Here is a 10,643-nt window from a genome sequence, read left to right as displayed (position 1 = left end):
GGGGAGGGGATTAAGGGGTGGGGTAAAACGTATATGGGATAAGCGTTTGAGCTTAAGTTGACATCAATGGGCACTGCCGTGACCTCTAGAATATTTATTGATGTGTCGCAAACATTATTTGATTTGGTATTAAATCTTGTTAAGAGAGTTTTTGCTAAGCCTATTGCCGATATGAAGAAAGGTTTAAAAGATTTATTTAACCTTTTTCTTAGCCTCAATTATTTACAGTGGCTAAGGAATAAATCTCAGTTTTATACACATATTTGACATTCCCAAAGGAGAAAAATATGCCAGAGATTGTTAATACTGAAAATAAACGTGCCGTTGGAGTATTTGTCAGTCGAAAACAAGCTGAGGAAGCATTAAATGAATTAAAAAATTCTGGGATTCCAATGGATAAAATTTCCATTATTGCTAAGGATGCAGATCAAGGAGAAACTGTCAGCAATGTAGAGATAAACTCACATATCGGTAGTCAAGATGTGAATACAGCAGGAGCAGTGGGAGATGCTATTAGTGCTAGTACATGGGGAAGTTTATTAGTTGGTTTTGGCAGTCTGGCACTTCCTGGTATTGGAGCTATCATAGCAGCGGGTTCTGTTGGCGTAGCATTAGTTTCTAGCCTAGCAGGTGTTGCTGTGAGTGCTACTGCAACTAATAACTTAGTGCAAGCACTAGTTAGTTTAGGTATTCCTGAAGAACGCGCTAGATTTTATAGCGATCGCCTGCAAATGGGACAGTACTTGATATTCTTAGATGGTACTGGAGATGAAATTAACCAGGCGGAATCAATTTTAAAGAAGCGCCAGATTGACTACTGGGGCATTTATAATGCTCCTTCAAATTAAAAAGATAGAGAACAGAACAGAAAAGTTTTTCTCTTCTGTTCTTTCTTTGTATGATTAATTAAATTATGCATTTTACAGCAGATATAGCTGTGGCTGAAAGTATTCCAAAACTATATTAAAAATTAATAAAAAATCACTTTGGCTCAATAAGTTGAAAGCTGTGATCGCTCCACTTACTGTGCAAGCATTAAGGGGTTTAGCTTTATCAGTTTGCAAAATATCATAGGCGAGACTGACCAAGACCGCACAAACTGGTATGCTTCACCATGTCATACCAATTCCAGGAAAAAATGAGACAGATGCGTAGGTTGGGGAGCCACTCACGTGAGCGGGTTTCCCGACTTGAGTGAAGTGGCGTTTGAACTCAGTGAAACCCAACAATTACAAGACTTTGAAGTGTTGGGTTTCGTTCCTCAACCCAACCTACATCTACATCATATTTTTTGTGAAATGGTATCACATAGTTCTTGTAAAAGTTCTAAGTCAGCCATTGAAGCTTTCCCTTCTAGCACGCCACTTGCTACCCTGCGGGAACGCTTACCCTTCGGGAACGGCTCCGCCGAACAGCGAACAAGCCGGGAAACCCTTCCAACGCAATGGCTCCTCTGCCTTCCTTGGCAAATATATAGAAATGTTGATTAAGATTTATAAAATTAAGATTTCCTCACAAGTTCCTCAAATTGTTTTCTTAACTTAAAACTAAAGCGAATATTGGCTCATCCTCTTACCTACGCTTAAAGCAGAAATTTAACATTAAAAAGGCTAAACACATAAATTTTGAATTAGAGCGTAGCAAGTGGTTTTTATTACCAATTGTTGAATAGCAATTTTGATTGATTTAGGAGAAAAATTTATGTCTTTTAAAACCAAAATGAGGCAAACTCTACGGTCAGTTTTAGAAGTTTTAGAGCGGGTGATTCACCCTATTTATAGTTCAGCCACAAGAGCTTTTAGCCCCAATGACGATAACTATCCAGAGTCAGGAGTACAACCATACGACGGCGACCCTCCTGCTAAAAATAGACATTATTGATTCTTAGTGAGTTGGATTAAAGAAGAATATTATATCTTTAAAATTTACAACCAAATATTATCTATTTGTTGCTTAGAAATAATTTCAAGGACATAATATAAATTCTTTAATTCGTTACTCACAACTTGGGAGGAGGGAGGGATGCATACTATCAAGAAAATTAACAATGATTTGTCTATTGGCGGACAAATTGATCCAGAAGAATTAAAACAACTGGCCGATGAGGGATATAAATCTGTACTTAACTTGCGATCGCCTGATGAACAAGGTTTTCAAGATAGCGAGGAACTTGATATTCAACTGCTTGGATTGCAATATGCTCATCTGCCTACCAAAATTACAGAAATTAATCCTCAAAATGCACTCCAAGTCTTTCAAAAAATTACCGAACTTCCCAAACCCACTTTGATCCATTGTGATAGTGCAGTGCGGGCGATCGCAATGGTATTAATGTATATTGCTACGAAACAAGGTATGTCTTTAGAAGAGGCATTTAAGCAAGCGGAAAACTTGGGTTTATTAGAGAATTTTGTAAATATGAAATCGTGAAGAGGAAAGGTAGGAAGCAAAAAGCAGAAGGTAAGATATATTTTTCATGCATTTTTATCGACTACGTTCTTCAATTAAGCGGAAAGCAGTAATAAAGCTAACTATTTAAAGACAAATGAAACAAGGCAAAACTACTTTTCCTCCTGGCATCTGCCCTCTTCTAAAAACATTTTCTTGAACCTCCTGCCCCGCCGCCTCCCCATTGCTCTTACTTCAGGCACCTGTTGGTTCTGTATAGCCTTGAAGATTTTCAGGCTCAAACTGGCGCAGCACGCGAGTTGCTTGACGAGTTAATTCTTCCGTACCCTTTACCACAATCAAATACTTCCCAGCATTGAGACGATTGCGATAAGGTAAAGCATCTCCACTGCCTTCAGTTAGACCAACAGCACCACCAACAAAGTAGGCACCTAAAGCACCAGAGATGGCTCCTAAAAGTCCACCAATAATGTGATTACCAAAAGCACCAACTGCCGATAAGATTTCAACCCCAGTTAAAAAGTTGAAAGTATAACCTGCAAAAAATCCTAAGGGAACAAGCCAGTAAATTAGGCGTTTTGCTCCTTTACGAGCTTGTTTTTCAGGGTTAATTAACCCATAGTCATCAGCGCTTTTATAGCCACTGCCTAAAATGTCAATTTGGTTATCTGGTAAGCCTTCTTTTTCTAGAGCAGAGTAAGCTGCTTCGGCTTGTATCCGATCTGGTAAAACTGCAACAACGTAATTCATAAACTGCCTCAACTTATTGATGAATGAAAATCGATTGCGGGTTGGAGGAGTAGCATAAGCAATCCTACAGCTACGAACGATAAGCTAACCCAAAACAAAACTAAATTCGGTCGCATTTTAATTTCCCATTTAACTTGAACTATGTTATGATTTCTGCTTCACAGCTTCCAGCATAAAAACTGTATAGCTGCGATTGAGGAAACTCAAGAACACGGTATTTATTGCAGATTAAACAATGCAATCTATCAAAACCTCTTCCTCAAGGCTCAATACTTATTTCTAGCTATTCACTTTCGGTAGAAAAGCATCTATAAACCTTATTGTTAAGTACTTTCGTAACCCAGAGATTTAAAAAAAGATATTAATCTATTAAAGAAGTTACTTCCAAAGGGAGACTTGTAGAATTAATCCCTATATCTGTAGTTTAAGATAGATATATATTTTTCTCGTTTGTCTTCAGTCCAAAGATAATTTATTTATAAAATCCAAGGTATTGTAGGGTAAATATTACCTGCATCTTCAGTTTATGGTGGGCAACCTTTATTTCAAAATTAAAATATGAATCCTATATTAGGGAATAAAAAGTATGATGGATTTGAGTTAATTAATTTGGAGGTTGATTAACTGTGTGGTTTTGGGAAGAAGATTCAATTGAATGCGAGATATTGAAGAAATACGAACGAGCATTAGTAGCTATTGGTGTAAATTTGTCCCAAGAGGAAGTCCAAAATGCATTGGAAATTTGTACGTCTGGTTTAGAAGATGCATTCAGAAGAACGATTGAGTATGTGCTGTGGCTGCATGAAAATAATAGAGATATTTTTCCTAATGCAATTTTAATTCGAGCTTTGCAAGAGCAATGGCAGCCTGTAGCGTGGCGTGATGAATATCTTGAACTGCCAATGTTGCAATCTCCAGGGCAAAGGTGGTGGAATGCGGCTGCGAAAATGTGGGGAGATGATTTACGTAATCGCCTAGTTGCTGATGTATTTTATGATAATGGTCAAGAATTTATTAAATTCAGCAACGGTAAAGAATTAGTAGTAGAGACTGCATGGCGCTGGGAATGGGAACGAGTACTGAAATATGCAACTATCGCTCTTTAATCACTCTCGTGAGATAAAAATCTACAACCCTGATTATGCCGAACTTTTATAAATTTAGGCGTAGGTTGGGTTGAGGAACGAAACCCAACATCCTTAAACCTTGATCTAGTTGGGTTTCACTGCGTTCAAACGCCACTTCACTCAAGTCGGGAAACCCGCCCACGTGAGTGGCTCCCCAACCTACATTTATTTTCTCTCCCCAAAGTGACGGAAGAGCGCTATTTAGTAGTTTTTATGCGTAGTAAGCACTAAAGGGTACATCCACTTACGGCAAATAGCTCCTCAGACTAGAAGTCTGGGGCTAAACAAATAAAGCTTGCCTCCATAGGCTCAATATAATCCACGCAGATGGATTTTGTTTTTATAACCGCGATTTCTAATCGCCTGGTATTTCTTGATTGAGGAAAATTAAACCACAGATGCACACCGATAAACACAGATATTTATCGGTGTGCACTAATGTTTATCTGTAGTTTCAAATTATCAACTCAATTGTGCAACAAGTTGATTTTCTAATACCGTGTCATTGGTTAATAAGTCCTCAACTGTAATTCGTAAAAAGCGTTGATCGTCAACTTGAAACTGAATTCTGATCCGATCGCCTCCAGGAAATCCCGGCGGTGTGAGTTGGGCAATTGTTCTGGCACCTTCTTTATCGTTGAGAGGTTTGACAGTAGTTGCACCACTATCCAGACGACGGGTAATGAGGCGATCGCCATCAAAGTAAACTTCAGTACCGCCTGATTCTGCACCTAATTCTCCCATGATTAACTCGATGCTTGGCTGATTTTCCAAGGATGCGCCTAGAACTAATTCTACTGGCTGATTCATCGGGTAAGCTTGTCCAGCGCGAATAATTGGATGCCAACTGTGGCGCTGGTTACGTCTATCCCAATAGCGAATCCCATAACTGTGGTAGAGAAAATCTTTGATTTCTACGCCTTGAGTTATTTGTAACGCACCTTGAGCGATCGCTTCAAAGGGACGTTCACAACGGATTTTTTCTGGCTCAAAATACTGTTTTACCCATGTCTGCACTGCTGGCAATTGCACTGTACCACCAACTAACAATACTGCACTAATATCTGCAAGTTCTATTCCTTGGCGTCGTGCTTGCTGTAACAGACTTGTCATCGAATCATCAAGGCGCTCAAAAAATGCGTGCTCTTTGAGAATATTCTCTAAAGTGTCGCGGTTGAGTTCGAGTTCGTAACTTTCAAAATTTTCATCGTCAAAATAAACTTCGCTGGCTTGGTTCTGAGTTGAAAGTTGAATTTTGACTCGTTCTGCTAGTCGCGTTGTTAAAGGGCTAACGGCCAAATCTTGAGTTTTGGCAAAGTAATCTACTATCCAAGTATCAATATCAGTACCACCCAAATTTTGTCCGGCTTTCGCCAGTACGCGGGCGGTTTTGACTTTTTGCTTGGAGTCTTCCGCTAAGGATTTATTACCCCACTTGAGGAGAAAACCTACAGGCTTGGTGTTTGCTTGCACGCTTCTATCCAAGCGCACGAGAGATAAATCCAAAGTTCCGCCACCAAAGTCAATCACCAAGAGAATTTCTTGATCTGCTAAACCATAGCCCAAAGCTGCGGCTGTAGGTTCATCCAGCATCCGCACTTGTTCGACGGGAAGGGCTTGGCAAACTTGTCCTAACCAGTGACGGTAAGTTTCAAAGCTGTCTACGGGTACGGTTAAAACGAGAGAATCTAACCCGCCTTGTAGGGGTGCTAATTCTGCAATCACCTGGGTGAGGAACCATTTACCTACTTGTTCAAAGGTGACTATTTGCCCATCTAGGTCGGGTAAGAAACCTTGAATATCCGCGCCAATACCCCGTTTGAAGCTGCGGAAAAATCGCGTTTCGCCTTTAAGATCGAGGCCGCGATCGCGTACTTGTTGCCCTACTAAAACTTTACCTTGGGTTGCGTCTTCAACATAAACCAAACTGGGAATTAGTGGCGGATTTAGACTTTGTTGAATTGATAAACCTGGGATATTAAGGGTTTCTGGCTGCTGGGTGACAGGGTTCCAACGAGCAATGACTGTGTTGCTAGTACCAAAATCGATTGCGATCGCCATATCTTAATTTATTATTTCGCGCCAAGACCAGGACAATTCCTGGCAAAGCTTTCCAACCTTGAGGAAATGTCCATCACAACAAACTACTCATTTGTGATTATTCTCTATTAACCACCAAGAGCGCAAATGCGCGATCGCCTCTTCTTTGCGTTTGGCTTCGACTTCAATCCAGGGTGCTTGATAATAAACACTGGGCATGGCGGTAATTAAATCACTGTGTTTTCTGTCATTGAAAGCAGTTTCACCATTGGAAATATGGACTAATTGCCAATCTGGGTTTTCCCAGGTTTCCCGCGCTGCGTAAAACATCTCAGCTACACTCGGATCGTCGTAACTGTCTAAATTTTCGTGACAAATATGGTGATGGGCATCAAATACCATTGGCACACCCGCCTGCTGACACACTGTTAAAATTTCACTGGCGCTATAGGCGTATTCGTCGTTCTCAAAGGTTAAGCGGCTTTTAATTGCTTCGGGTAGTTGCGAGATTACCTTTACCAATTGTTCAGTACGTTGGGATTTACCACCGTGAATATTCATCAATGACCAAGGCGATCGCGGTAAACCCAATAAATCAAATGTCCGGGCTTGTCGTTCTAAAATTTTGATACTTGATTGTAATACTTGAGGCGAATCAGAACTCAGCACGACGAATTGATCGGGATGCAGCACAATTCTGATACCCAAGGCTTGCGATCGCTGTCCGATTTTAGCTAAATCAGCGCTCATTTCTTCTAAAATATTTGCGCCAATCTCGTCTTCCATATCACTCAGAGGAAACAAAGACGAAGGCATCCGATATAGCCAAAGCTTGTTTTCCTGACAAAAAGATAATCCTCCATCCAAGCGCTGCAAGTTACTTTGATAAAGTTCTCTTAAAGCGCTTTGGCGTTGTTCAGGCATGAGTTGTAAATAGCGCGTGCGCGTCATTGTCCGAAAGCGCACTTGTTTGTCAAAGGTAATGCAAACCAGCCCTAACTCTGGTAGAAAACCTTTTGGCCGCTGTAGATTAGGTAGATTTTGGAACTGGATTGCAGTCATTAACTAAATTGCTCAACTTTTGGCGCTTCTTTGATTTAACTAAGTTCTGTCTTGGGGAGATGAGTATCTAAAGGCAGAACTCTGAAGGTTGAGGGATGGAGACACGACATACCAGGTATCTAGATCCTAATTTTTCCTTCTATATTAAGAATTTTGAGATATACATCTATCTTTTTAGGTATTTTTTAAATTAAAAAATAAATTTTTCTGTAGTTTTTGTATTGATTCTATAAGAAGTTAATACAGATTTTAAGCTGACAAGCTTCCTAGCTCAAGCTGTTGCCGTTTATTCGAGATAACAGATCCAAAGGAGGAATGTCAGAGAATGGATATGTATCTTTTAGCAGTTTAGTCAATACCCTGAAATATTTATTAATATGAATATATAAATCAGCGTTCAGAGTGAAAACGCTCTGACGAGGATTTTGTATTAATCAATGAATTCTTCACCCACGGAGTAGAAGATCATGGACGACCAGAAACCATCAGATTCTAAAGATGTTCTGGGCAATTTGAAGAATGGGATTTGGCTATTTGGCCTCTCATCTTGGTTGTTTGGCATTACAGATCGCAGTATTGCCTCTTTTGCAGATGGTTATCTATCTGCTTTGGATTTGACGCAACTATTTACAGCCACTACATTTTTGGTGGCATGGTTATTTTTGAAGCCAGTATCTAGAGCATAATTATCGAATCTAGTAGTAAGTTTGTAGTAAGACTTTAACTCTGACTACAAAATCAAACTTGTCTTGGTGAATTAGTAGATCGAGTTTCAAGGATTGCAAAAGATTGAGAAGGTGCATTATGTGAGAGAGAACAATTTTTTACATCATAGGAGTTTAAGTCAAAGATTGCAGATAGTGCAAAAAAGCAGCGGGGAAGAAAGGTTATTTGATCGGGATTTAAACCTTTTTAAATTGGAGCGTAATTTCCGCCAAGCTGCACTAAGTAATTTAGATTTACAACTGTAGGGGTAATTCTGGATTTTTCAGAATTACCCCAATTTTTAATGTTAATTGTGCTGCTTCCGCAAATAATTTAGTTAATTTCTATAAAGCTGCTATATTTGCCAGAAACTTTTGTCAGAATACATCGGTCTGGTTGTTCAAAGTATCCAAATACCCATCAATGACTGCTTCTGCTCAAGGTATTCCCGGATTGCCAGATCTGACCCATCCTCATGAGTTAGTGCAATTTGGCACTCAAGTACTTAAAGGTTCACTATTAATTGTATTTTTAGTTATAGCTTTAGGAATAGCGATCGCCTTAGTAAGTTTTTCGCTACGGCGGAATTCGTTAGAACAGTCAGTCTTCTTTGGCGAGTGGGCGATTCATTACTCTCAAATTTTAAAGGGATTACAGCATTTAGCTTTAATATTAGTGCTATTAGTCACGGGATTTTTTCTGTGTTCAACTTTGAGCAATCGCTACCACTACTGGGAACAAGCCAGGGTAGCGCAAGTAGCTGAAACTGTTGCAGGTGATAAGCTAGAACAAACTGCGCCTCAAGTCCGCTACGTAGCTCAAGAACCATACACCTATACAACTAGAGTTAAAGACAAGATAGTTAAGGTTAATGATACGCAACAGGTCAATCGTTTCTTAACGCTAGCTGGTTCGCAAATTCAAGTAAAACTTAAGCAAAGCGTAGATGTTAAAGGTCGTAGTTCTATTTATCTTGTAGATTACACTGCTGAATACAAAGTTATTAACCAACTCAAAGATATTAATAGTTTTTTCTTTGAAGCACCGCCACTCAACGGTTACTCACTACTAGCTAGATATAAAGTAGAGCGAGATCGGACTCAGTTACAGCAAACAAATCCAGGTGATTATGGTTTTCCTTTCCGTTTAGAACCAGGCGCAGAAACCACCTTTAGAGTAACTTACGAAGCGCAAGGCGGGCCGCGTTGGGTTTATAACGCAGCAGGACAGTTGCTCTCTAAATTCCGCTTAACTGCAATTGCCAACTTTAGTCCAGTTGATTTTGCTAGCGGCATTGTACCTATTAATATTAAGAATGACAGAGGCAGCACCGAATTTACTTGGATATTTGATGATAATGTTTCTGTGAAAAATCCTTTTGGTGTGTTCACTAACACTGCACCAATTAGGAATACTGGGATTATTCCCCGCTTATTATTGTTAGCACCAGCTATATTTTTGTGGTGGATATTATTACTATATTTATCGCTGCAAATGAATTTAAAAAATATAGCGATCGCAGGCGGGATTTTTTTTGCTTGTCTATTGACTTTAACCTATTTAGGGAGATTAATCAGCCCTCAATTAGTTTGGACAATGATTTCTCTTGTCTTACTAACCTTAATGTGGGGATTGGGGTCAAATCGTCGTGCTTCCTTAGCTGCAATCGTTTGCACTATTGCCGGTGCAGTACTACCTGTATTTGGATTATTAGTACCATACAGCGGCCTTACCCTCAGCCTAGCGGGTTTGCTTTCAGCAGTTTGGCTAGCAGTGCGCCACTGGTATGGCTGGCAAACTTCCCCAGCAGAGCGATAGATCGGGCGAGCGCTTAATTTGACACACAATATTATTCAAAATAAAATGCGATTTTAGAAGTGTAGGGTGGGCATTGCCTAGGGTGTTCACTTTGATGGAATTTTCCCGTTTTTGGTTCATACAATTTTTCGGTCTACTGCAAAATCTTCCTTTAGTCATTGCGAGCGTTCGCTCTCAAGCGTTCCCCTTCGGCAAAGCCGTTCTCGAAGAGTAGGGTAGCGAAGCAATCCCAGCATCTTTGCGATTGCTTCGTCGTTCCTCCTCGTAATGACAACACATATTTTGCATGATTTTTTCACTCCTAAAAAGGCACAGAGTCAACAGCCTAGGCAATGCCCACCATATCCGGATTTTGGTGGATCTTTCATATATTACACTCAGTGGCAAATCCCTATAATGCCATTTTAAGTAACAAAAAATTAAGCATTTTTATTCCTTATTTTTAATTTTGTCTGTATTCAGCACATTGTCCTTTACAATCAACTCAGATTGAATTTTTATATATTAAAAACACAAGATGCTTGCCAGAATTCGCCGTCTTTGGAATCAATTTTTTAGTAAAACAAGGAAAATCAACAACGAACCACTAAATACAGTGAGTTTGATTGTCATTATTTTGATTGATATTTTTATCTTAATCAATGTTTTTACGGGATTAGATGATATTAGCAGATGGCATATAGCAATCCTAAATGGTTCATGAGAAAACACCATATTCATGGAGCTTAGGAA

General features: G+C 39.6%; 10 protein-coding genes. 7 read left to right on the top strand and 3 right to left on the bottom strand.

Going from position 1 to position 10,643, the window contains the following annotated elements; genetic code table 11:
- Positions 1-296 precede the first annotated feature (296 nt).
- From BV375_RS23610 to BV375_RS23595, 4 genes are all read left to right on the top strand, one after another.
- Positions 297-848 carry a general stress protein gene (locus BV375_RS23610; protein WP_086764982.1) on the top strand — a complete coding sequence of 184 codons (552 nt, stop codon included), beginning with the start codon at positions 297-299 and terminating at the stop codon, positions 846-848.
- 324 nt (positions 849-1,172) lie between these two features.
- Positions 1,173-1,490, top strand: a complete 318-nt coding sequence (locus tag BV375_RS23605) for a hypothetical protein (protein WP_086764977.1) — start codon at positions 1,173-1,175, stop codon at positions 1,488-1,490.
- Positions 1,491-1,701: 211 nt separating this feature from the next.
- Positions 1,702-1,881 carry a hypothetical protein gene (locus BV375_RS23600; RefSeq protein WP_086764974.1) on the top strand — a complete coding sequence of 60 codons (180 nt, stop codon included), beginning with the start codon at positions 1,702-1,704 and terminating at the stop codon, positions 1,879-1,881.
- 141 nt (positions 1,882-2,022) lie between these two features.
- The gene (locus BV375_RS23595; RefSeq protein WP_086764971.1) at positions 2,023-2,430 is read left to right on the top strand and encodes a sulfur transferase domain-containing protein; all 408 of its coding nucleotides are present in this window, start codon (positions 2,023-2,025) and stop codon (positions 2,428-2,430) included.
- A gap of 213 nt (positions 2,431-2,643) precedes the next feature.
- Here the strand turns inward: BV375_RS23595 and BV375_RS23590 are convergent, their stop codons facing one another.
- Positions 2,644-3,159, bottom strand: coding sequence for a hypothetical protein (locus tag BV375_RS23590; RefSeq protein ID WP_086764968.1), 516 nt, complete (start codon positions 3,157-3,159; stop codon positions 2,644-2,646).
- Positions 3,160-3,785: 626 nt separating this feature from the next.
- Between BV375_RS23590 and BV375_RS23585 the strand changes: the two genes are divergently transcribed.
- The gene (locus BV375_RS23585) at positions 3,786-4,265 is read left to right on the top strand and encodes a hypothetical protein (protein ID WP_086764966.1); all 480 of its coding nucleotides are present in this window, start codon (positions 3,786-3,788) and stop codon (positions 4,263-4,265) included.
- Positions 4,266-4,748: 483 nt separating this feature from the next.
- Here the strand turns inward: BV375_RS23585 and BV375_RS23580 are convergent, their stop codons facing one another.
- Both BV375_RS23580 and uvsE read right to left on the bottom strand, forming a co-directional pair.
- Positions 4,749-6,347, bottom strand: a complete 1,599-nt coding sequence (locus tag BV375_RS23580; RefSeq protein ID WP_086764963.1) for an Hsp70 family protein — start codon at positions 6,345-6,347, stop codon at positions 4,749-4,751.
- A gap of 87 nt (positions 6,348-6,434) precedes the next feature.
- Complete coding sequence (gene uvsE, locus BV375_RS23575) at positions 6,435-7,388, bottom strand: UV DNA damage repair endonuclease UvsE (RefSeq protein ID WP_086764960.1); 954 nt, start codon at positions 7,386-7,388, stop codon at positions 6,435-6,437.
- Positions 7,389-7,855: 467 nt separating this feature from the next.
- On the opposite strand from uvsE, the gene BV375_RS23570 reads away from it, so the two are divergent.
- Entirely contained in the window at positions 7,856-8,074 is a 219-nt protein-coding gene (locus tag BV375_RS23570) for a hypothetical protein (protein WP_086687910.1), read from the top strand.
- Positions 8,075-8,516: 442 nt separating this feature from the next.
- The gene (locus BV375_RS23565) at positions 8,517-9,911 is read left to right on the top strand and encodes a hypothetical protein (protein WP_086764957.1); all 1,395 of its coding nucleotides are present in this window, start codon (positions 8,517-8,519) and stop codon (positions 9,909-9,911) included.
- Positions 9,912-10,643 lie beyond the last annotated feature (732 nt).

The sequence above is a fragment of the Nostoc sp. 106C genome (assembly GCF_002154725.1).
Taxonomy (GTDB): domain Bacteria; phylum Cyanobacteriota; class Cyanobacteriia; order Cyanobacteriales; family Nostocaceae; genus Aulosira.
This window is presented reverse-complemented; position numbering and strand designations above follow the sequence as displayed.

Excerpts from the sequence above, each read along its gene's own strand:
- BV375_RS23600 (WP_086764974.1), top strand. The coding sequence starts at position 1,702 with ATGTCTTTTAAAACCAAAATGAGGCAAACTCTACGGTCAGTTTTAGAA.
- BV375_RS23595 (WP_086764971.1), top strand. The coding sequence starts at position 2,023 with ATGCATACTATCAAGAAAATTAACAATGATTTGTCTATTGGCGGACAA.
- BV375_RS23590 (WP_086764968.1), bottom strand. The coding sequence starts at position 3,159 with ATGAATTACGTTGTTGCAGTTTTACCAGATCGGATACAAGCCGAAGCA.
- BV375_RS23580 (WP_086764963.1), bottom strand. The coding sequence starts at position 6,347 with ATGGCGATCGCAATCGATTTTGGTACTAGCAACACAGTCATTGCTCGT.
- uvsE (WP_086764960.1), bottom strand. The coding sequence starts at position 7,388 with ATGACTGCAATCCAGTTCCAAAATCTACCTAATCTACAGCGGCCAAAA.
- BV375_RS23570 (WP_086687910.1), top strand. The coding sequence starts at position 7,856 with ATGGACGACCAGAAACCATCAGATTCTAAAGATGTTCTGGGCAATTTG.
- BV375_RS23565 (WP_086764957.1), top strand. The coding sequence starts at position 8,517 with ATGACTGCTTCTGCTCAAGGTATTCCCGGATTGCCAGATCTGACCCAT.